Below are 22029 nucleotides of genomic sequence, written 5' to 3'. Positions count from 1 at the left end.
ACCATGGCCAATTCAAGGAAGGTGGACTGATTCTCATGGCGCAGTGGACTTCGGCGGTGGGGGCGGCCCAGTTGGCCCGGCAGCTCCAGGCCCAGCAGCAGCGGCCGGCCGGCCCCGGCAGCCGCCGCCCGCCCGCCTACCGCGCCCTCGCCGACGGTATCCGGCTGCTCGTCCTGGAGGGCCGGGTCGCGGTCGCCGCCCGCCTCCCCGCCGAACGCGAACTGGCCCTCTCCCTCTCCGTCAGCCGCACCACCGTCGCCGCCGCCTACGAGGCGCTGCGCGCCGAGGGCTTCCTGGAGTCCCGGCGCGGCGCCGGCAGCTGGACGGCCGTTCCGGCGGGCAACCCGCTGCCCGCGCGCGGCCTGGAACCGCTGCCGCCCGAGGCGCTGGGCTCCATGATCGACCTGGGCTGCGCCTCGCTGCCGGCCCCCGAGCCCTGGCTCACCCGCGCCGTCCAGGGCGCCCTGGAGGAGCTTCCGCCGTACGCCCACACGCACGGCGACTACCCGGCCGGACTGCCCGCCCTGCGGCAGATGATCGCCGACCGGTACACCGCCCAGGGCATCCCCACCATGCCCGAGCAGATCATGGTCACCACCGGCGCCATGGGCGCCATCGACGCCATCTGCCACCTCTTCGCCGGGCGCGGCGAGCGGATCGCGGTGGAGTCCCCGAGCTACGCCAACATCCTCCAGCTGATGCGCGAGGCGGGCGCCCGGCTGGTGCCGGTGGCCATGGAGGAGGGGCTCGGCGGCTGGGACCTGGGCCGCTGGCGCCAGGTGCTGCGCGATGCCGCGCCCCGCCTCGGCTATGTCGTCGCCGACTTCCACAACCCCACCGGGGCGCTGGCCGACGAGGACCGCCGCCGGGCGCTGGTGGACGCCGCGCGCGCGGCCGGCACCGTCCTGGTGGTGGACGAGACGATGCGCGAACTGCACCTCGACGAGGACCTGGAGATGCCGCGCCCGGTCTGCGCGTTCGACCCGGCCGGCAGCACGGTCCTGACCGTGGGCTCGGCCAGCAAGGCGTTCTGGGCGGGCATGCGGATCGGCTGGGTACGGGCCGCACCCGACGTGATCCGCAGCCTGGTCGCCGCCCGCGCGTACGCCGACATGGGCACCCCCGTCCTCGAACAGCTCGCGGTCAACTGGCTGATGCGCTCCGGGGGCTGGCAGGACGCGGTCCGGCTGCGCCGCGAACAGGCCCGCGACAACCGCGACGCGCTGGTGGCGGCGGTGCGCCGGGAGCTGCCGGAGTGGGAGTTCTCGGTGCCGGACGGCGGGCTGACCCTCTGGGTGCGCACGGGCGGCCTCTCCGGCTCGCGCCTCGCGGTGGCCGGCGAGGGCGTCGGCGTACGGGTGCCCTCCGGACCCCGGTTCGGCGTGGACGGGGCATTCGAGGGGTACGTGCGGCTGCCGTTCACGGTGGGCGGCCCGGTGGCGGACGAGGCGGCCCAGCGGCTCGCCCAGGCCGCCCGTCTGGTCGGCGCGGGAGCGGGGGCGGGCGCGGAGGCCCCCCGCACGTTCGTCGCCTGAGAGCCGGAGCCGGGGTGCGGGGGCGCGCGGCGGCCGCGGTCGGCCGGATGCGCGGGGAGGGCCCGGTGCGTCACCGGGCCCTCCTGTCCGCCGTTCCCGCCGGGTCAGTCGCCGCAGGCCACCGCCTCCACCCCGGCGGGCGCGGCGGCCGCCGCCATCTCGACCGGGGCCGGCTCCTGCGGCGCCCCCGCCTCGAACGCCGTGCGCCGCTCGGGCAGCAGGCTCAGCACCGCCGCGCGCTGCGCCTCGCTGGTGGCGTCGTCGTAGGGGTCGGGCGTGGCCGGGACCTGGATGCGCAGGACCGGGCCGGTGCCGAAGCGGGCGTAGCCGCGGCCGGGCGGGGCGTCCGGCGGCGGGGTGGTGTGCGGTCCGGTGCCGAGCACCGAGGCGATCTGCTCGGCGGAGCAGTGGCCCAGGACCACCCGCGCCCTGGTGTGCGTCCTGACGGACTCGCCGAGGCCGCCGAGCTGGTCGAACGCCTCGGCCAGCACCACGACGACGCCGGCCGCCCGGCCGTGCCGCAGCGGGATCTGGAGGAGTTCCTGCGGGCCGGGCGCGCCGTCACCGGCCGGCCGGGCGAGCGCGCTGGGCCGGTCCAGCAGAATCCACAGCGGCCGCAGGCAGTCCTCGGGGACCGGGTCGCCGGCCTGCCGGGCCCGGTTGGCCTCGATCAGCCGGCGCTCCGTCTCGTTGGCCGCCCACTCCAGCGTGGACAGCGCGCCGGCCGGTCCGCACTCGACGGCCAGAACGCCCTCGCGCCCGGTGAAGCAGGCGTACTCACCGGTGCCGCTGCCCTCGACGATCAGGACGTCGCCGTGCTGGAGGGCCTGCAGGGCGATGGACCGCAGCAGGGTCGTGGTGCCGCTGCCGGGCTGCCCCGCGACGAGCAGATGCGGTTCGGTGGAGCGGGCGCCGGTGCGCCAGACGACGCCGGGCGCGTCGCGGGTGCCGGCGCCGTCGCTCACCGGGACGGTGCGGCGTACGGCGTCCTCGTCCGTGAAGCCGAGGACCGTCTCGCCGGGGGTGGTGACGAAGCGCTGGGCGGACAGCGAGGTGGGCAGCGCGTCGAGCACGCTCATCAGGAGCCGGTTGCCCTCCTCGTCCCAGCCGAAGTGGTACTCCCGGCCCCGTCCGGACTTGGCGTGCAGCAGCTGCTCGATCCGGGACCGGGACTCGGGCTCGCTGTCGGTGAAGTACGCGGGGTAGGCGACCCGGAGCCGTGAGACCCGGCCGTCGCCGTCGAACGCGAAGTCGCTGAAGACCTTCTCCCACTCGCCGCCGCGGCGGTACAGCGGATCGGGGTCCTCGGGCGCGGCGAAGTACGGCACGAGCGCCTCGTACAGGGCCCGCAGCCGGGCGGTCTCCGCCTCGTCGGGGCCCGTCCGGACGGGGGTGCGGTCCCGTCCCGTCCAGGCGGCGGCGCCCATCACCGCGACCAGGGCCAGCAGCGGCCCGTACGGCGCGAGCGCCACCACGAGGACGCAGGCCGCGACGAGGAACAGCGTGGAACCACGCCGGTCCTTGGGCGTCGCGGCCCATTTCTGCCGTCCCGCGCCGGCCAGCAGCCGCAGACCGCGCGTGAGCGTGATCAGCGGATGGAGTACGTCGGTGGCGCTGTCGGCGGCCGTGCGCGCGAACTCGCGACCGCGAGTGATCGAAGCGCCGCCGCTGCTCAGAATGCGGGGGAGTGGTCGCCGGGCCACATCTGTCTCCTGTGTCTCGCGAAGGCCGGTGCGGGGGCGGACGGTCAGAACTTGATTCCGCCCAGGAGGCCGGCCAGGCTCGCGCCGCCCGCGGTGATGCTCGGGGCGATGGCGGTACCGGCCAGGTAGAAGCCGAACAGGGCGGTGACGAGGGCGTGCGACGCCTTGAGCCCGTCCTTCCTGAAGAACAGGAAGACGATGATGCCGAGGATGACGACGCCGGACATGGAAAGAATCATGAGTGGTTCTCCTGGTCGGGGGGACGGTCACCATGAGTCCTTCCAGGCTCACCCCAAGTGTCCGTAGGATAAAAGGCGCATTCAGGTGAAAAGGCGGATTATCCACTCGACCGGCGGACGCGGAGCCCGTGCCGGTCCGCACGCCCGTCCGGGCAGTACCCTGTCGGTTCACTCGCACGGCCCCCGCCGTGCACCTCCCGGCTGCCCGCGGCGGCCCGAACAGCGAAGAAAGGCGGCCCCGCGATGAGCGAAACCCCCGATCCCGAGGTGGTGGCGCTGGCCTCCAAGGTGTTCGACCTGGCGCGCGGCGGCGACGCCGAGGCCCTCGCCGCCTACGTGGACGCCGGAGTGCCCGCCGACCTCACCAACGACCGGGGCGACACACTGCTGATGCTCGCCGCCTACCACGGGCACGCCGCCGCCGTCACCGCCCTCGCCACCCGCGGCGCCGACCCGGACCGGGCCAACGACCGCGGCCAGACCCCGCTCGCCGGCGCGGTCTTCAAGGGCGAGGCGGACGTGGTCCGCGCCCTGCTCGACGCGGGTGCGAATCCGGCCACCGGAACACCCTCCGCCGTGGACACCGCACGCATGTTCGGCAAGGCCGACCTGCTGGAACTCTTCGGCGCCCGCTGAACGGGTTCGTCGTAAATGTGGTCGCGGTGGCGAAATGGCTGGGTCATCATGACGTCGCGGGCCCGATCCGGGCCACCCGACGAGAGGCAGAGGAAGATGCTCTACACCAGGCAGAAGACGGCGGTCGGCGAATCATGTTGCTGCGCGGCCTAGGACAGGCCCCAGCGCTCATTCCCGGAGCGCGTGGAACTGCACAGTCCCGGTTGCGTCGACAGCTTGATGTGAGGCTTTCCCCATGTTCGATCCGTTCATAGCGCCGAGCGGCACCCTGCTCGGCCTGCTGCAGAGAGGCCGCGGCGACGGCACGCTCCACGCGCTCGCCGCCCCGCGCCCCGAGGCCCTGGCGGCGCTCAACCACTGCGTCCTGAGCGACCCCCGCCACGACTGGCAGGCGGAGAACCGCTCCCTCTACTACGCACGCCTCTACCTCGACCTCGACGGCGGCATCGAGGAGATCGAGCGGCACCTCACCGACCCCGAGGACCACCTCGACACGGACGACTCACGGACCGGCCTCGCCCTGTCCGTCCTCGGCCACCTCGCCTCCTACGGCCGCGGCGACGCCCTCGCCCTGCTGCGCCGCTACGCCGCGACCGGCTCCAACTGGGCCTGGGCCCTGGACGAGCTGGCGCTGCGCGACGACGACACGGGCCTGCGCTCCCTCGCCGAACCCGTGCTCGCCCGCTTCCCCGACGACGCCGGGGGCCGCGCCGAACTGGCCGCCACCGTGCGCGACGCCTACGAGCCCCGCCCCTGGCGGCTGTGGGCCGACGACCCGCGACCGGCCGTCGGCGCCCGCGTCCGGGCCGCGTCCGAACAGGGCTCCTTCGACCGCTGGCAGCGCCAGATGCGCCCCGGCGGCCCCCGCCCCGGCTGGAGCGTCCAGGCGGTCTTCGACTGGGCCCGCCACGGCCTCGAACGCGGCACCGCCCTGCACGTACCGGCCGCCCGCTGCCTCGCCGCCGTCGCGGGACCCGAGGACCGCGCCGAGATCGTCGAGGCCGCCCGCAGCGGACCCGACGCCGCCCGCTGCGCCGCCCTCCACTACCTGGCCGCCGAGGTCCGCGACCCCGTCGTCCTCGACCTGATCGAGACCGCCGCCACCGGACACGAGGGCACCGTCGCCGACGCGGCCGTCGCCGCCTTCGAGCGCATGTGCGGCGAGGAGGCCGTGGACCGCGCCCGCCGCTGGGCCCGCCGACCCGACGCACTCGGCGCCTCCGCTGCCGGAGTGCTCGCCGGACGCGGCGGCCCGCAGGACGCCCCCGCGGTGCTCGGCGCCCTGCGCGACGCCGTACGCGGCGACGGACCGGACGCCCCCCGCCTGTGGGCCCTGGTCGACGGCGCCGGCCGGCTCGGCATCGCCTGCGCCGCCCCCGTACTGCGCCATGTCTACCGCGAGACGTCCTCCTCGCAGCTGCGCGGCAGGACCGCCCTCGCCCTCGCCGCCACCGACCCCTCCTTCGCCACCGGATTCGCCGTCGAGTGCCTGTGGGACTGCGAGGAGACGACCCGCGAGGTCGCCGCGCTGCACGCCGAGACCGGAGACCTCCGGGTGGCCGAACGGCTGCGCCGGCTCGCCGCCGACCCCGCCGAGGAGGCCGAGGTCCAGTCGGCCGTACGCAGCAGGATCGGCCCGGACGCCCCGGCGGTCTGAACCGCCGGACACCGTCCGTACGAGGGGCCCGTCCGGCCCCGCAGGAGTGCAGCGCGTCGGGGGCGCGCCGCTCCGGCCCGCGGCCCCGCGCCGCGCCCCGGTTCCGTGATCACCGGCGGCAGGCCAGTATGGGGGCATGACCGGGCGCTGGGAGTTCTGGATCGACCGTGGCGGCACCTTCACCGATGTGGTGGGCCGCCGCCCCGACGGGCGACTCGTCACCCGCAAACTCCTCTCGCACGACCCGGACCGCTACCGCGACGCGGCCGTCGCCGGAATCCGGCTGATGCTGGACCTCGCGCCCGGCGAACCAGTCCCCGCCGACCGCGTCGCCGCCGTGAAGATGGGCACCACCGTCGCCACCAACGCCCTCCTCGAGCGGCGCGGCGAACCGACCGTCCTGGTGATCACCGAGGGCTTCCGCGACGCCCTGCGCATCGCCTACCAGAACCGCCCCCGCCTCTTCGACCGGCGCATCCTCCTCCCCGAAGCCGTCTACGACCGGGTCATCGAGGTCCCCGAACGCATCGACGCCCGGGGCCGCACCATCACCCCGCTCGACCGCGAGGCCGTCGCCGCCCGGCTGCGCGAGGCCCGCGCCGACGGACTGAGCAGCGCCGCCGTCGTCCTGATGCACGGCTACCGCCACCCCGCCCACGAACAGGCGGTCGCCACCGAGGCACGGGCCGCCGGATTCACCCAGATCAGCTGCTCCCACGAGGTCAGCCCGCTGATCAAGCTCGTCCCGCGCGGCGACACCACCGTCGTCGACGCCTACCTCTCACCCATCCTGCGCCGGTACGTCGACTCGGTCGCCGCCGAACTCCCCGGCATCCGGCTCATGTTCATGCAGTCCAACGGCGGCCTGCGCGAGGCCGCCCACTTCCGGGGCAAGGACGCGGTCCTCTCCGGACCCGCCGGCGGCGTCGTCGGCATGGTCCGCACCTCCGCCCGGGCCGGCCACGACCGGGTCATCGGCTTCGACATGGGCGGCACCTCCACGGACGTCTCGCACTACGCCGGCGAGTTCGAGCGCGAACTCGGCGCCGAGGTCGCGGGCGCGCGGATGCGGGTGCCCATGATGAACATCCACACCGTCGCGGCCGGCGGCGGCTCCGTCCTGCACTTCGACGGCCGGCGCTACCGGGTCGGACCCGACTCCGCCGGAGCGGTACCCGGCCCGGCCTGCTACCGCCGGGGCGGCCCGCTGACCGTCACCGACGCCCAGGTCATGCTCGGCCGCATCAGCCCCGAACACTTCCCCGCCGTCTTCGGACCGGACGGCGACCAGCCGCTGGACGCCGACGTCGTACGCGAACGCTTCGAGGACCTCGCCGACGAGGTCGCCCGCGCCACCGGCACCCGCCGCACCGCCGCCGAGACCGCCGCCGGCTTCCTGGAGATCGCCGTCCTCGCCATGGCCGGCGCCGTCAAGAAGATCTCCGTCCAGCGCGGACACGACATCACCCGCTACGCCCTCACCGGCTTCGGCGGCGCCGGCGGCCAGGCCGTCTGCGCCGTCGCCGACGCCCTCGGCATCGACACCGTCCTCGTCCCCCCGCTGGCCGGGGTGCTCTCCGCGTACGGGATCGGGCTCGCCGACGCCACCGCCATGCGCGAGCAGTCCGTCGAAGCCGTCCTGGACACCGGCACCGAACAGCGCGTACGGCGGCTGTGCGACGAACTCGCCGCCCGGACGAGCGCCGACCTGCGCGCCGACGGCATCCCCGAGGACGCCGTCTCCACCCGCGCCCGCGTCCTGCTGCGCTACGAGGGCACCGACGCGAGCCTGCCCGTACCCCTGGACACGGCCGCCGCCATGACCGAGGCGTTCACCCGCGAGCACCGCGCCCGCTACGGCTTCACCGCCGACCGGCGCCTCGTCGTCGAGACGGCCTCCGTCGAGGCCACCGGAACGGCCGGCGGCCACGCCGAGAACCGGCCGCCCGAACGGGAGACCGGAGCCCCCACCACACCGCGCCCGTACGCCACCACCCGCATGTTCGCGCAAGGCCGGTGGCAGGACGCCCCGCTCCACCGCCGCACGGACCTGCGCGCCACCGACCTCGTCACCGGACCCGCCGTCGTCGCCGAGGCCGACGCCACCACCGTCGTCGACCCCGGCTGGCAGGCCGAACTCGCCCCCACCGGGCACCTCGTCCTCACCCGCGCCCGCCCCCGCCCCGCCCGGCAGGCCGTCGGCACCCGCGTCGACCCCGTGATGCTCGAAGTCTTCAACAACCTCTTCATGTCCATCGCCGAGCAGATGGGCGTCACCCTGGAGAACACCGCCCGCTCCGTCAACATCAAGGAGCGCCTCGACTTCTCCTGCGCCCTGTTCGACGCGCGCGGCAACCTCATCGCCAACGCGCCCCACATCCCGGTCCACCTCGGCTCCATGGGCGAATCCATCAAGGAGGTCCTCCACCGCAACGCCGGCACCATGCGCCCCGGCGACGTCTACGCCATCAACGACCCGTACCACGGCGGCACCCACCTGCCCGACGTCACCGTCGTCACCCCGGTGTTCGACGAGGGCGGCGAGGCGCCGGCGCTGAGATTCCTGGTCGCCTCGCGCGGCCACCACGCCGAGATCGGCGGCATCACCCCCGGCTCCATGCCCGCCTTCAGCCGGACCGTCGAGGAGGAGGGCGTCCTCTTCGACAACTGGCTCCTGGTCCGGGACGGCGCCCTGCGCGAGGACGAGACCCGCGCCCTGCTCACCACCGCCCCGTACCCCTCGCGCGACCCCGACACCAACCTCGCCGACCTGCGCGCCCAGATCGCCGCCAACGAGAAGGGCATCGCCGAACTGCGCGCCATGACCGACCAGTTCGGCGCCGAGGCGGTGGACGCCTACATGGGACACGTCCAGGACAACGCCGAGGAGTCGGTGCGCCGCATCATCGCCGGACTGGACGACGGCCACTACCGGTACGAGACGGACAACGGCGCAGTGATCGAGGTGACCCTCACGGTGGACCGGGAGGCCCGCAGCGCCGTCATCGACTTCACCGGCACCTCGCCCCAGCAGCCGGGCAACTTCAACGCCCCGAAGTCCGTCGTCATGGCCGCCGTGCTCTACGTCTTCCGCACCCTGGTCGCCGACGACATCCCGCTCAACAGCGGCTGCCTCACCCCGCTGGAGATCAGGGTGCCGGAGGGCTCCATGCTGGCGCCCGCCCCGCCCGCCGCCACGGTCGCCGGCAACGTCGAGACCTCCCAGGCCGTCACCGGCGCCCTCTACGCGGCCCTGGGCGTCCAGGCCGAGGGCTCCGGCACCATGAACAACCTCACCTTCGGCAACGACCGGGTGCAGTACTACGAGACCGTGGCCAGCGGCTCCGGCGCCGGCGAGGACTTCGACGGCACCGACGCCGTCCAGACCCACATGACCAACTCCCGCCTCACCGACCCCGAGATCCTGGAGTGGCGCTACCCCGTCCTGCTGGAGAGCTTCGGCATCCGCGCGGGCAGCGGGGGAGCGGGCCGGCACCGCGGCGGATGCGGGGTGGAACGCCGCATCCGCTTCCTCGAACCGGTCACCCTCGCCCTGCTCACCGGACACCGCCGGGTGCCCCCGTACGGCATGGCCGGCGGCGAACCGGGCGCCCTCGGCAGCCAGCACATCGAACGCGCGGACGGCAGCGTCACGGAACTGGCCGGCTGCGACAGCGCGGACGCCGGGGCGGGCGACGTACTGGTCCTGCGCACGCCGGGCGGCGGCGGATACGGCGAGCCGGCCGAACGGCCCTTCTGCGCCGTTTCGACCGTTGTCAGTCCGAGGACCTAATCTGTGCACCGTGACTTCGCCTGCCTACACGGACAACGCTGCGCCCCAGCTCAGCGCGGGGCCGCGGCCCGCACCGGGCCCGGCCGCCGACGAGGGGCTGTCCCGGCGGCTGCGCGCGCTCGCCTGCACGGCGCCGCTGCACGACCTGGACGTCCGCAAGGCGAACCTGGCCGGTGAGTACAGCGGCTACGCCATGGCCGAGGTCGCCCTCGCCGCGATCGACCACGTCACGCTGAACATGGACTTCGACACCGGCGCGGACCACGACCAGATAGTGACCAGGCTGCTCCCGCGCGTCGCCGCCCAGGCCCCCGCCCGCCCCGCCGCCGAGCACGAACGGGTCGCCCGCTGGGTCCTGGAGAACCTGATCAACGTCGGCAGCGTCGACCGGGGATTCCGCGCCGTCTACGGCACCTTCGGCCCCGACGGCGTCTACACCCGCCGCGACTACGACTTCAAGCTGATCGAAGAGGTCCCCGGACACGGCGGCAGCGTCTACCTCCGCGCCACCGACGAGGCCGTCAACGTCCTCGTCGGCGCCCTCGACACGGACGTCACCAGCGCCCAGATCGCCGCCGAGGTCAAACTGGAGGTCCTGATCAGCCGGGGCAGGCTGGCCGACGCCCAGCTCGCCGCCGAACAGGCCCGCTACCGGACCGTCCAGTACGCCGAAACACTGCGCAAGACCCTCGACGCCACCCGGCGCAACGTCCGCGCCGTCGACTGGCTCAACGCCGTTCCCGACATGATCGCCGAAGCGCTCGACCACGTCGCCGACCGCTACCGCCACGAGAACGCGATCCTCACCAACATCCGCAAGGCCCGCGACGAGGCCGAGGACCCCGAGCACAAGCGCCGCGCCGCCGAACTCGTGGACATCGTCAAGGACTGCATCCGCCGCCACACCCAGCTCCAGTCCCGGCTGCTGGAGGCCGGCCCCCTCTTCCGCGCCGAACAGGACCGGCAGGCGTTCGCCACACCCACCGCCCGCACCGGACTCGACCTGTACGGGCAGCTCCTCGGCCCGCTGCTGCCGCTCCCCGTCGAACAGGCCGGCCGCGCCACCGACGCCTTCTTCGCCCACGGCACCGGCCTGCGCACCCCGGCGTCCGTCCGGGTGGGCGACCTGGTCGACCTGCTGCTCAGCCCGCCGCCGGCCCGCGAACACCTCGGCGCCGAGATGCCCGAGCCCGACCTCATCGCCACCCCGGACGACAGCCGGTTCAGCGAGGAACAGCTGGCCGCCGCCATGGAACTGCTCGACCTGGAGCACGACGCGCCGCGCCGACTGTCCGGCCTGCTGGCCGACGCCCGCCGCCGCGACCCCGACCTGCCCTACCTGGTCGCCCTGCTCGCCGTCCACGCGGCGAGCCCGCCGGTCGGCACCGCCTACCGCCAGGGGGAGCGCCGCCTGCTGTTCTCCGTGGACGACGGCACCCCCCTCGACGACGAGGAGTTCGGCGGCGCCGACCTGATCGTCGGCACCGCCCTGCTCGACGCCGCCGGAATGGCCGCGGACCGCTCGGAGGCGCCGTGACTCCCGCGCCCCGCGTCCCCCGGGCCGCAGCCGTCCTCCGCGGACCCATTCGTCCTGCTTCGCCCAGCCCTTCCCGCAGCACCGTCCGCACTTTCCGCACCGAGGAGCCCGTGTCGTGAGCGACCACCGCGCAGAGCACACCGACGCGTGGAGCGAGCCCGCCGACCGGCCCGCCCACGAACCCGACCGGCCCGCGCCCGCGACCGCCGCCGTCACCCCGGCCGACGCGGCCGACGCCGCCCGGCTCGTCGCCTTCGGCCTCCAGCCCAAGCTGCTGCCCGCCCGCGACGCCGAGTACGCCGAACTCCTGCGCCGCTACCGCGAGGACCCCGCCTTCGCCCGGCTCGCCGACGCCGTCGCCACCGGCCTCGGCCTCATCGTCCTGGAGGTCTCCCCCCGGGCCGGCATGGCCGTCACCGCCGGCGAGGACTCCGTGTTCGCCGTCCGCATGGGCGACTACGCGCGACGCGCCTCGTCGGACAGCGCCGACCGCTTCCTGCACGGCCTCGCCCATCTGGCCGTCGCCGCCATGGCCTTCCCGCGCCCCGAGGACCTCGCCGACGACGCCTACATCGGGCGGATCACCGTCAACGGCGTCGACGCCTTCGTCCGCCAGGCCTGCCACCGCCTGGAGGAGCGCGCCGAGCAGCAGGGCGACAACACCGACCCGGCCAGCGACGCACCGGGCCTGGAAGCCGGCTGGCGCGTCTACGCCCGGCGCAGCGCCACCGGCGCCACCAAGGACGCCCGCCGGCTCGCCGGCTCCACCACCGGCATCATCGGCAAGGCCGTCGCCTTCCTCACCGACTCCGGCTTCCTCCAGCGCACCGGCGACGACGCCGGAGGCACGTACCGCACCACCGCCCGCTACCAGCTCCAGGTGCGGGACATGGCCGGCGGCGCCGCCATGGCCGAACTCCTGGAACTGGGCGTCGTCCCCGTCACCGACGGCAGCGCCACCCTGCTGCCGCCCCCCGACCCCGACGACCTGGAACTGGCCGCCGACGCGGGCCTGCCCTTCCACGGCTGACCGCCGCCGGGCCCGACCCCCACCGACGTCTTCCCACCGCTTCCCGAACGACGAGAGTCCGCCGCCATGTACGAGCTGTCCCGCGTCCGCCTCTACTCCATCGGACCGGCCGGCGCACGCTACGCCGACACCGTGCTCGACCTGCGCGGCGTCGGCGAACCCGTGCCCCGCCCCGCCCCGGCTCAGGCGGAGTTCTTCGAGGAGGAGCCGGTCGGCCCGCCCAGGCGCCCCGCCCCCGCGGGCGTCCTCTTCCTGGAGAACGGCGGCGGCAAGTCCGTCCTGCTGAAACTGATCTTCTCGGTGATGCTGCCGGGCCACCGCAACACCCTCGGCGGCGCCAGCTCCGGCGTCCTGCGCAAGTTCCTGCTCGCCGACGACTGCGGCCACGTCGCCCTGGAGTGGCAGCACACCCTGACCGGCGAGTGCGTCGTCGTCGGCAAGGTCAGCGAGTGGCGCGGCCGCCAGGTCTCCAACGACCCCCGCAAGTTCGCCGAGGCCTGGTACTCCTTCCGGCCCGGCCCCGGACTCGGGCTCGACTCGCTGCCCGTCGCCGAGTCCACCGCCGTCGGCCGCCCCGCCGAAGGAGCCTCCGGCGCCCGCGGCAGGCGCCGCACCATGAAGGGCTTCCGCGACGCCCTCACCGAGGCCGGGAAGTTCTACCAGCACCTCGACGTGCACTGGGAGGAGATCCACGACCGCTGGAACGAACACCTCGGCGAACTGGGCCTGGACCCCGAACTCTTCCGCTACCAGCGCGAGATGAACGCCGACGAGGGCGAGGCCGCCGGCCTCTTCGCGGTCAAGAAGGACTCCGACTTCACCGACCTGCTGCTGCGCGCCGTCACCGACACCCGCGACACGGACGGCCTCGCCGACCTCGTCAGCGGCTTCGGCAACAAGCTCGGCCGCCGCGCCGAACTCACCGCCGAACGCGACTTCACCGCCGGCTCCGTCGACCTCCTCGGCCGCATCGTCGAGGCCGCCACCGGCCGCGCCCGCGCCCGCGACATCCACGCCGGAGCCGAACGCCGCACCCGCACCCTCGCCCGCCGCCTCTCCGCCCGCGCCGGCGAGGAACGCGGCCGCGCCGCCGAACTGGCCCAGCAGGTCACCGCCGCCGCCCACACCGTCACCGGCGCCGAGGAGACCCGCGGGCACAACGCGCTGATCTCCGCCGAACTCGCCTACCGGCACGCGTCGCTGGCCCTGACCGCCGCCGAGAAGAGCGCCGCCGCCCAGCGCCGCGAACTGGGCGACGCCCGCACCCTGCACGCCGCCTGGCAGGCCGCCGAAGCCGTCCTGCGCCACCGCGCCGCAGCCGACCGCTCCGCCCGCGTCGCCGTCGCGATCCGCGAGGCCGAACGCGACGCCGCCCCCGCCCTCGCCGCCCGCGCCCGCGCCGCCGCCGACCTCGTACGCGCCCTGCACGAGGCCGCCGAAGCAGGCGAGAACCGGGCCAACGAGGAGGAGGAGCGCTCCGACGCCCTCCAGAACGCCGGCGAGACCGCCCACCGCGACGCCACCACCGCGGCCACCGAGGCCCAGCGCGCCCGCAGCGAGGCCGGCCATCTGCGCCAGCGCCTGGCCGAGGTCGAGCAGGAGACCGCCGAAGCCGTCCGGGCCGGCTGGCTCGACGACACCGCCCCGCACGCCGACCCCGCCAGGGCCGCCCTCGCCGCCAACGACGCCGAACAGGCCGCCGTCGCCGCCTGGGACACCGCCCGCGAGGCCGCCGGGGCCGCCACCGACCGGGCCAGGCAGGCCACCGCCGACGAGAGCCGCGCCGAACTCGCCGCCGCCCGCGCCGCGGACGCCGCCCGCGCCGCCGAGCAGGCGTACGAGGCCGAACTGAGGGCCGCCGAGTCGATCGCCGCCGAACCCCGGCTCGCCGAACTCCTCGGACTGCCCGCCGCCCCCACGGGCGGCGTCCCCCGGCCCCGCCAGGCCGCCGCCGACGACCGGCACCGCCCCGGCGACGACCCGCACCGCGACGACGAGGCCCCCGGCACCGGACCCGCCGCCCCGGACGGCACCGAACCGGCCGCAGAACCGGCCGCACAGGGCGCCCCCACCACGACCGCCGCCCACCCCCGCGACGGGGGAGGACCGCTGGCCGCCGACGACTTCGACCGCGGCGCCGACGAACTGCGCGACCTCCTCGACCAGAGCGTCGCCACCGCCGAACGACGCCTGTTCGAACTGCGTACGGCCGCCGCCGACGACGCCCGCATCCTCGGCGCCCTCGGCGACGGCGGCCTCCTGCCCCCAAGCCCCGACGTCCTGGCCACCGTCGAGTACCTCGGCGAACAGGGCATCCCCGCCCTGCCCGGCTGGCGCTACCTCGCCCAGGCCGTGGCCCCCGCCGACCACGCCGCCGTCCTCGCCGCCCGCCCCGAACTCGTCGACGGCGTCGTCATCACCGACCCCGGCGCACACGCCCGCGCCCGCGAGGTGCTCGGCGCCGCCGCCCTGCTGCCCCGCTCCGCCGTCGCCGTGGGCACCGCCGCGGCCCTCCTCGCCCCCGTCCCCGACACCGGCGCGAGCGGCGGTGGCGCCGAGGATGTGTTCCTCGTACCGCCCAACCCGGCCATGCACGACGAACACGCCGCCGACGAGGAGCGCCACGCCCTGCGCAGCCGGGCCGCCGCCCGCGACGAGGACATCCGGGTGCTCGCCGCCCGCCTCGCCGCCGACCGCGCGCTGGCCGCCCGGATCGGGTCCTGGCGCGCCGACTGCCCGCCCGGCATGCTCGCCGAGCTGGCCGGCGCCGCCGCCACCGCCCGTCTCGCCGCCGAGACCGCCGAAGCGGCCCTCGCCGAGGCCCGCACCGTCCGCGCCGAGGCCGACGAGGCCGCCGCCGACACCGCCCGCGTCCGCGACGAACGCCAGGAGGCCGCCCAGCGCGCCCGCCGGGTCGCCGACGCCCTCGCCGGACTCGCCTTCCGGCTGCGGGAACGGGCCGGCTGGCAGGCCAAGCTCCGCGAACTGACCGACGAGGCCGCCGAGTGCGAGGCCCGCGCCACCGTCTGCCTGGAGCGCGCCCGCGCCGCCGACGAGGACCGCCGCGCCGCCCAGCGCGCCGCCGACGACGCCCGCCGCACCGCCCGCGCCCTGCGCGCCGAACGCGCCGAGATCGCCGGCGCCCCCGAACACCTCCCGGAGCCGGACGAAGAAGCCCCCCGCCAGGCCCTGCCCACCCTGCGCGAGGCCTACCGGGCGGCCTCCCAGCTGTACGAGAAGGTCGGCGTCGGCGCCGACCTGCGCGCCGAACAGGCCCGCGCCGAGAGCGACGAGAGCGCCGCCCTCGCCGAACTGGACCGCCTCACCAACAAGGTCCGCACCCGCGCCGCCCAGCTCCTGGAGGGCACCGACGGCGCGGACGGCCCCTCCCGGCAGGCCGCCGCCGCCCGCGCCGAATCCCTCGTCCAGCTCCTGGAGACCCGCGCCTCCACCGCCAGCGAGCAGCTCGGCCGGCTGCGCGGCGAGGCCGAACGCCTGGCCCCCGCGGACGGCGAGAGCCTGCACACCGAACTGCCCGAGGACCGGGTGCCCGCCGACGCCGAACAGGCCCAGGCCCTCCTGCGCACCGCCACCGCCGAACTGGCCGCCGCGACCGCCGCGCTGGACACCGCCCGCGCCGCCCACGCCGAACTGCTGCACGCCCACCGCGCCGCCGAGGACGCGGCCGGCGGCTTCGACGAGACCGCCGCCCTGCTGCGCGACCTGCTCAGGGACCACGGCGCCGAGGACGACCCGGAGGACCCCGAGCCGTACCCCGGCAGCCTGGAGGAGGCACGCCGGTCCGCCGCCGAGGCCCGCCGCTCCCTGCGCGGCTGCGCCGCCGACCTGTCCGCCGCCGAAGCGGCCGTACGGGAGGCGAGCGACGTCCTCGTACGGCACGCCAATTCCACCCGCTACGAGCAGGTCCGCACCCCCGCCCGGCAGCAGATCCGCGAACTGCCCGCCGCCGCGCTCCCCGAGCACGCGCAGAAGTGGGCCGCCGCCTTCGCGCCCCGGCTGCGGGTCCTCACCGACGAGCTCGCCCAACTGGAACGCAACCGCGACTCCATCGTGGACCGGCTGCGCGGCCTGGTGGAGTCCGCGCTCACCACGCTCCGCTCCGCCCAGCGGCTCTCCCGGCTCCCCGAGGGCCTGGGGGAGTGGTCCGGGCAGGAGTTCCTCCGCATCCGCTTCGAGGAGCCCGACCAGGCCACGCTCACCGAACGGCTCGGCGTCGTCATCGACGAGGCCACCAGGGCCGCCCTGCGGAAGAACTCCGACCTGCGCCGGGACGGCATGTCGCTGCTCCTGCGCGGTGTGCAGGCCGCCCTCGAACCCAAGGGCATCGCCGTGGAGATCCTCAAGCCGGACGCCGTGCTGCGGGCCGAGCGCGTGCCCGTGGGGCAGATGGGCGACGTCTTCTCCGGCGGCCAGCTCCTCACCGCCGCCATCGCCCTGTACTGCACGATGGCCGCCCTGCGCAGCAACGACCGGGGCCGCGACCGGGCCCAGCACCGCCACGCGGGCACGCTCTTCCTGGACAACCCGATCGGCCGGGCCAACGCCACCTATCTGCTGGAACTCCAGCGCGCGGTGGCCGACGCGCTCGGCGTACAGCTGCTGTACACCACCGGCCTGTTCGACACGACGGCCCTCGCGGAGTTCCCGCTCGTCATCCGGCTGCGCAACGACGCGGACCTGCGGGCCGGGCTGAAGTACATCAGCGTCGAGGAGCACCTGCGCCCCGGACTGCCGCAGCAGGACCCCGGCGGCGAGACCGTGCACGGTGAGATCACCGCCACCCGCATGTTCAAGCGCGCCACCCCGGCCCCCGGGACCCCGGCAGCGGCCGAGACCGCGGCGGAGCCCCGTACGGCCCCCTAGCGGCGCGTCAGGCCCGCGAGAGGCGCTCCGCGCCGCCGCCCCGGCCTATCCGCCCCGCGTCCCGCCGCGCGGCGCGGGCCGCCCGCTTCGCCCTGCGCCGCTCGCGGCGCAGGGCACGGGCCGAGCTGCTGGGCTCGGAGACCACGCCGTTGCGCTGGTTCCATACCTGGCGGGTGATCCAGACGTCCAGTACCGCCCAGGTCGCCACCACCGTGCTCGCCACCCCGCTCAGCACCATCGGGAAGGAGAGCCAGGACCCGGCGAGCGCGGTGAGGAACGCCACCATCGCCAGAATCATCGTCAGCGCCATGACGAGCACCGCGCGCACGGCCGCCGTCCGCACCGGGTCCGGCATCCGCCGCCGCAGCGCGGGCTCCTCGATCCAGAGCGGCTGCCGCGGCACGGCCCGCTCCCGCCCGCCCACATCCCCCGTGCGGTCCACCGCGCCCCCACGCTCCTGTGTGTCCAAGACCCTTCACTCCCACCGCTGTCCTACTTCAGGGTTGCTGCCCGGCATACACCCTTTTTACGCGGACGGTCCGTCCCGTCCGCCCGAGCGTGCCCCGTCAGCCCCTCTACCCCCGTACAGACAGACGAGTGACCGGTGGGGAAGATTCCGCACACCCGTCACGAAACGAAGAATTCCAGCCAACCGGGATGTGAAGGAACGTGCCACTCCTCGGGGGCTCTTCTGTCGCTTTCGTGAATTTCATCTCCTGGAATACCGGGACAAGCCATGGTCAACTCCCGGTAAGGCGGCCGAAAATCGTCCGGACACCTCTTCGAGTTGTCTGTGCGTCAGTAGTAGGCTCGCGCCGTTTGTTGACGAAGCCCATCCCCGACCCGGAGGGGATGACCTGGGAGAGGCCATGCGCTTTCGCGGAAAGTCCATCCGCAGGAAGATCGTGGCGTTGCTCGTGGTGCCGCTCGTCTCCCTCACCGCCCTCTGGGGATTCACCACCTATCTCACCGGCCGCGAGGCCGGGAAGCTGCTGAGCGCGAGCGCCGTGGTGGAGAAGGTGGGCCACCCCCTGGAGGACACCGTCCGGGTCATCCAGAGCGAGCGCCGCCAGACCCTGGTCTTCCTCGCCGACCCACGCGCGTCCGACGCCCTGCCCGAACTGCGCCGCCGGCGCGCAGCCACCGACCGCGTCGTGGCCGAAGTCAGCAGGAGCGCCAAGGAGAAGGACATCCGCGACGCGCTCGGCACCACCGCCGAGAACCAGCTCAACACCATTCTCGGCGCCGCCGAAGGTCTCGGCGCGCTGCGCGACTCCGTCGACGAACGCACCATCGACCGGCTCAAGGCCATGGCCTACTACAACCGGCTGATCGACCCGTCCTACCGATTCCTGTCCGGTCTGCGCACCATGGGGAACGCCTCCATGGACCAGCAGTTCCGCGCCCTGACCGGATTATCGCGCGCCCGCGAAATGCTCGCCCGCGAGGACGCCCTGGTCGCCTCGGGCCTGCTGGCCGGCCGGCTCACCGCCGCCGAGCTGCGCGGGATATCCGACCTCGTCGCCCAGCGCGGCATGCTCTACGAGACCAATCTCGACCTCCTCCCGGCCGCCGAGCGCCGCCGCGTCCAGGAGTACTGGCAGGGCCCCGACAGCGAACCGCTGCGCTCCGCCGAGGAGAAGATCATCGGCGAGGGGCCCACCACCGGCCCCCGCACCGCCGACGCGGCCCGCTGGCAGGAAGTCGCCCCGGCCGCCCTGGACCGGCTGGCCAACGACTCCACCGAGATGAACAACCGCCTCCGGGACCGGGGCAAACCGGCCGGCTACGGCGTCCTCATCAAGGCCGGCATCGCCGGAGTCCTCGGCTTCCTGGCCCTCCTCGTCTCCGTCTTCGTCTCCGTACGCATCGGCCGGGAACTCGTCCGCGACCTCTCCCGGCTCCGCAAGGACGCCCACGAGGTCTCCGGCGTACGCCTCCCGAGCGTGATGCGCCGCCTCGCCGCGGGCGAACAGATCGACGTCGAGACCGAGTCCCCGCACCTCCAGTACGAGCGGGACGAGATCGGCCAGGTCGGCCAGGCCCTCAACACCCTCCAGCGCGCCGCCGTCGAGGCCGCCGTCAAGCAGGCCGACATGCGCCGCGGCGTCTCCGAGGTCTTCGTCAACCTCGCCCGCCGCAACCAGGTCCTGCTGCACCGCCAGCTGACGCTCCTGGACGCCATGGAGCGCCGCACCGAGAACACCGACGAACTCGCCGACCTCTTCCGCCTCGACCACCTCACCACCCGCATGCGCCGGCACGCCGAGGGCCTGGTGATCCTCTCCGGCGCGGCCCCCTCCCGGCAGTGGCGCAAGCCCATCCAGCTGATGGACGTGGTGCGCGCCGCCGTCGCCGAGGTCGAGGACTACGAGCGCATCGAGGTCCGCAGGCTGCCCCGCATCGGCGTGGGCGGCCCCGCCGTCGCCGACCTCACCCACCTGATCGCCGAACTCCTGGAGAACGCCACGGTGTTCTCGCCGCCGCACACCGCGGTCCAGGTGCACGGCGAACGCGTCGCCAACGGCTTCACACTGGAGATCCACGACCGCGGACTCGGCATGGCCCCGGACGTCCTCCTGGACGCCAACCTCCGGCTCGCCGAGACCCCCGAGTTCGAGCTGTCCGACACCGACCGCCTCGGCCTCTTCGTCGTCAGCCGGCTCGCCCAGCGCCAGAACGTCCGCGTCTCCCTCCAGCCCTCCCCGTACGGCGGCACCACCGCCGTCGTGTTCATCCCCGCGACGCTCCTCACCGACGCCCCCGAATCGCACGGTACGGGCTTCCGCCTGGACCGCCGGTCCGAGAAGGCCATCGCCAGCAGCAGGCCCGGCGCGGCGGCCGGCCGCCCCGAGACGGTCCCGGACACCGTGCCCGGCCGGCCGGGCGGACTCGCCCCGGTCCCGACCGGGCTGATGGACCCCGCCCTGCTGAACGGCCCCGTCGAGCTGGAGGGCGACGAGCCGCTGGACTTCACCCGCGACCCGCTCCTCGAAGCGGTCACCGGCTCCGGGCTCGACCCCGTACTCGACGGCGTGTCCGACCTGGAGGACACCGAGAGCGAACGCGGCGGCATCTTCCGCGCCCGCGCCCTGCGCCGCGACGGCGACCGCGAACAGCACCAGCAGGCCGACGACGACGGCGTACGGGCCCTGCACCCGGCCGGGGCCAGGCCGCTGCCCCGGCGCCGCCGCCCGCCAACCCTCGTCGCCGACCACGGCCGCCGCGTGGACCGGGGCGGCCGCGCCCACCCCGGCTCCGAGGAACCGGAAGCGCCCCGCAGGCCCGAACCCGCCCCGGACACCGTGGGCGGCCTGCCCCGCCGCGTCCGGCAGGCCAGCCTCGTCCCGCAACTGCGCGACGCGCCGGACACCCGTACGACGCGACCCGCCCCCGCCGGGGGCGACGACGACATCGAGCGGGACGCGGACGAGGTACGCAGCCGTATGGCTTCGCTCCAGCGCGGCTGGCAGCGCGGCCGCCTGCAGAACGCCGAGGATCTGACCGGCCCCGGCGACACAGCACCAGGAACCACTCCGGGAGGGGACGGTCCATGACCGCACCGAACGCCACCGCATCCGGCTCCGCACGCCAGGGCTCCGGCGAACTGAACTGGCTCCTCGACGAACTCGTCGAGCGCGTCGCCAGCATCCGCAAGGCGCTGGTGCTCTCCAGCGACGGCCTGCCCACCGGCGCGTCCAAGGACCTGACGCGCGAGGACGGCGAGCACCTGGCCGCCGTCGCCTCCGGCTTCCACAGCCTGGCCAAGGGCGTCGGGCGCCACTTCGAGGTGGGCAGGGTCCGCCAGACCGTCGTGGAACTGGACGAGGCGTTCCTCTTCGTCACCGCGGCCGGCGACGGCAGCTGTCTCGCGGTCCTGGCCGAGTCCGAGTCGGACGTGGGGCAGGTGGCGTACGAGATGACGCTCATGGTCAAGCGGGTCGGCGCCCACCTGGCCAACGCGCCCCGGACGACCGGTCTGCCCTCCGGGGGGTGAGCGGACGCCATGAGCGCCGCGTCGCCCGGTTCACCACAGACCCCGGAAAGCCCGCGAACCCCCCACTGGTACGACGACGACGCGGGGCCCGTCGTCCGCCCCTACGCGATGACCCGCGGACGCACCGGCAGCGGGTCGCGCCACCGGCTCGACCTGATCGCCATCGTCGTCCCCGAACCCGCGGCCGACGCCCCGGACAGCGACCAGCTGCTCTCCCCGGAACACGTCGAGATCCTCGAACTCTGCGGCGCGCTGCCGCAGTCGATCGCCGAACTCGCCTCCTCCCTGGACCTCCCCGTCGGGGTGGTCCGGGTCCTGGTGGGCGATCTCGTCGACGACGAACTGGTGCACGTGACCCGTCCCGTTCCGCCGGCCGAGCTGCCGGACGTGAACATTCTCCGTGAGGTGATCAATGGCCTTCGGGCGCTCTAGCCGCGGCAGGCGGCCCGTGGAGCCCGTCACCCTCAAGATCCTGGTGGCGGGCGGCTTCGGCGTGGGCAAGACCACCCTGGTCGGCGCGGTCAGCGAGATCCGGCCGCTGCGCACGGAGGAGCGGCTGACCGAGGCGGGGCGGCCGGTGGACGACCTGGACGGCGTCGAGGCGAAGACCACGACGACCGTCGCCATGGACTTCGGCCGGATCACGCTCCGCGAGGACCTGGTGCTGTACCTGTTCGGCACACCCGGCCAGGACCGGTTCTGGTTCCTCTGGGACGAGCTGGCCCAGGGCGCGCTGGGAGCGGTGGTGCTCGCGGACACCCGGCGGCTGCGGGACTGCTTCGCCGCCGTCGACTACTTCGAGCGCCGCGCGATCCCGTTCGCGGTCGCCGTCAACTGCTTCGAGGGCGCCGAACGGTTCCCGGAGGCGACGGTACGGGCCGCGCTCGACCTGGACCCGGAGGTGCCGGTCCTGATGTGCGACGCGCGGGACCGCTCCTCGGCGCGGGACGTGCTGGTGTCCGTCGTCGAACACGCCCTGGCCCGCGCCGACCGCGCCCGCGAGCCGGTGCGCACCTAG

General features: G+C 74.8%; 14 protein-coding genes. 11 read left to right on the top strand and 3 right to left on the bottom strand.

The features are described from left to right. Window positions 1-35: 35 nt before the first annotated feature. Window positions 36-1535, top strand: coding sequence for an SCO1417 family MocR-like transcription factor (locus tag OG710_RS03125; RefSeq protein WP_111333995.1), 1500 nt, complete (start codon window positions 36-38; stop codon window positions 1533-1535). Between the two features lie 104 nt (window positions 1536-1639). Here OG710_RS03125 and OG710_RS03120 read toward each other — a convergent pair whose 3' ends face one another. Both OG710_RS03120 and OG710_RS03115 read right to left on the bottom strand, forming a co-directional pair. Continuing rightward, window positions 1640-3238: a hypothetical protein gene (locus OG710_RS03120; protein ID WP_330237980.1), complete on the bottom strand. Its 1599-nt coding sequence runs from the start codon at window positions 3236-3238 to the stop codon at window positions 1640-1642. Between the two features lie 44 nt (window positions 3239-3282). Next, entirely contained in the window at window positions 3283-3477 is a 195-nt protein-coding gene (locus OG710_RS03115; RefSeq protein WP_018103962.1) for a hypothetical protein, read from the bottom strand. Between the two features lie 243 nt (window positions 3478-3720). Between OG710_RS03115 and OG710_RS03110 the strand changes: the two genes are divergently transcribed. From OG710_RS03110 to OG710_RS03085, 6 genes are all read left to right on the top strand, one after another. Beyond that, window positions 3721-4113 carry an ankyrin repeat domain-containing protein gene (locus tag OG710_RS03110; protein WP_330237979.1) on the top strand — a complete coding sequence of 131 codons (393 nt, stop codon included), beginning with the start codon at window positions 3721-3723 and terminating at the stop codon, window positions 4111-4113. A 235-nt stretch (window positions 4114-4348) separates the two neighbouring features. After that, a complete protein-coding gene (locus OG710_RS03105) occupies window positions 4349-5770 on the top strand; it encodes a HEAT repeat domain-containing protein (protein WP_111334003.1) in 1422 nt (473 codons plus the stop codon). Between the two features lie 136 nt (window positions 5771-5906). After that, on the top strand, window positions 5907-9563 hold the full coding sequence (locus OG710_RS03100) for a hydantoinase B/oxoprolinase family protein (protein ID WP_330237978.1): 3657 nt from the start codon (window positions 5907-5909) through the stop codon (window positions 9561-9563). Between the two features lie 10 nt (window positions 9564-9573). After that, entirely contained in the window at window positions 9574-11100 is a 1527-nt protein-coding gene (locus tag OG710_RS03095; RefSeq protein WP_330237977.1) for a hypothetical protein, read from the top strand. A gap of 115 nt (window positions 11101-11215) precedes the next feature. Beyond that, window positions 11216-12130, top strand: a complete 915-nt coding sequence (locus OG710_RS03090) for a hypothetical protein (protein ID WP_330237976.1) — start codon at window positions 11216-11218, stop codon at window positions 12128-12130. Between the two features lie 66 nt (window positions 12131-12196). Further along, window positions 12197-17014, top strand: coding sequence for a hypothetical protein (locus OG710_RS03085; RefSeq protein WP_330237975.1), 4818 nt, complete (start codon window positions 12197-12199; stop codon window positions 17012-17014). Between the two features lie 7 nt (window positions 17015-17021). On the opposite strand, the gene OG710_RS03080 is transcribed toward OG710_RS03085, so the two are convergent. Then, window positions 17022-17456 carry a hypothetical protein gene (locus OG710_RS03080; RefSeq protein ID WP_330237974.1) on the bottom strand — a complete coding sequence of 145 codons (435 nt, stop codon included), beginning with the start codon at window positions 17454-17456 and terminating at the stop codon, window positions 17022-17024. A 427-nt stretch (window positions 17457-17883) separates the two neighbouring features. Here OG710_RS03080 and OG710_RS03075 point away from each other — a divergent pair, with 427 nt between their 5' ends. The 4 genes from OG710_RS03075 to OG710_RS03060 are packed head-to-tail and all read left to right on the top strand — an operon-like array spanning window position 17884 to window position 22029. Beyond that, window positions 17884-20571 carry a sensor histidine kinase gene (locus OG710_RS03075; protein WP_330237973.1) on the top strand — a complete coding sequence of 896 codons (2688 nt, stop codon included), beginning with the start codon at window positions 17884-17886 and terminating at the stop codon, window positions 20569-20571. Continuing rightward, complete coding sequence (locus OG710_RS03070) at window positions 20568-21011, top strand: roadblock/LC7 domain-containing protein (protein WP_111334016.1); 444 nt, start codon at window positions 20568-20570, stop codon at window positions 21009-21011. Before OG710_RS03075 ends, OG710_RS03070 begins: the two co-directional genes overlap by 4 nt. 9 nt (window positions 21012-21020) lie before the next feature. Then, window positions 21021-21443 (top strand): DUF742 domain-containing protein, encoded by a 423-nt coding sequence (locus OG710_RS03065; RefSeq protein ID WP_330237972.1) that lies wholly within the window; start codon window positions 21021-21023, stop codon window positions 21441-21443. Continuing rightward, a complete protein-coding gene (locus tag OG710_RS03060; RefSeq protein ID WP_330237971.1) occupies window positions 21424-22029 on the top strand; it encodes a GTP-binding protein in 606 nt (201 codons plus the stop codon). Before OG710_RS03065 ends, OG710_RS03060 begins: the two co-directional genes overlap by 20 nt.

The sequence above is a fragment of the Streptomyces sp. NBC_00525 genome, from assembly GCF_036346595.1.
Classification (GTDB): Bacteria; Actinomycetota; Actinomycetes; order Streptomycetales; family Streptomycetaceae; genus Streptomyces.
Note: the sequence above shows the minus strand (reverse complement) of the source record. Positions and strands in the feature narration are given on the sequence as shown.

Coding starts and splice junctions, on each gene's coding strand:
- OG710_RS03125 (WP_111333995.1), top strand. CDS start 36: ATGGCGCAGTGGACTTCGGCGGTGGGGGCGGCCCAGTTGGCCCGGCAG.
- OG710_RS03115 (WP_018103962.1), bottom strand. CDS start 3,477: ATGATTCTTTCCATGTCCGGCGTCGTCATCCTCGGCATCATCGTCTTC.
- OG710_RS03110 (WP_330237979.1), top strand. CDS start 3,721: ATGAGCGAAACCCCCGATCCCGAGGTGGTGGCGCTGGCCTCCAAGGTG.
- OG710_RS03105 (WP_111334003.1), top strand. CDS start 4,349: ATGTTCGATCCGTTCATAGCGCCGAGCGGCACCCTGCTCGGCCTGCTG.
- OG710_RS03100 (WP_330237978.1), top strand. CDS start 5,907: ATGACCGGGCGCTGGGAGTTCTGGATCGACCGTGGCGGCACCTTCACC.
- OG710_RS03085 (WP_330237975.1), top strand. CDS start 12,197: ATGTACGAGCTGTCCCGCGTCCGCCTCTACTCCATCGGACCGGCCGGC.
- OG710_RS03075 (WP_330237973.1), top strand. CDS start 17,884: ATGCGCTTTCGCGGAAAGTCCATCCGCAGGAAGATCGTGGCGTTGCTC.
- OG710_RS03070 (WP_111334016.1), top strand. CDS start 20,568: ATGACCGCACCGAACGCCACCGCATCCGGCTCCGCACGCCAGGGCTCC.
- OG710_RS03065 (WP_330237972.1), top strand. CDS start 21,021: ATGAGCGCCGCGTCGCCCGGTTCACCACAGACCCCGGAAAGCCCGCGA.
- OG710_RS03060 (WP_330237971.1), top strand. CDS start 21,424: ATGGCCTTCGGGCGCTCTAGCCGCGGCAGGCGGCCCGTGGAGCCCGTC.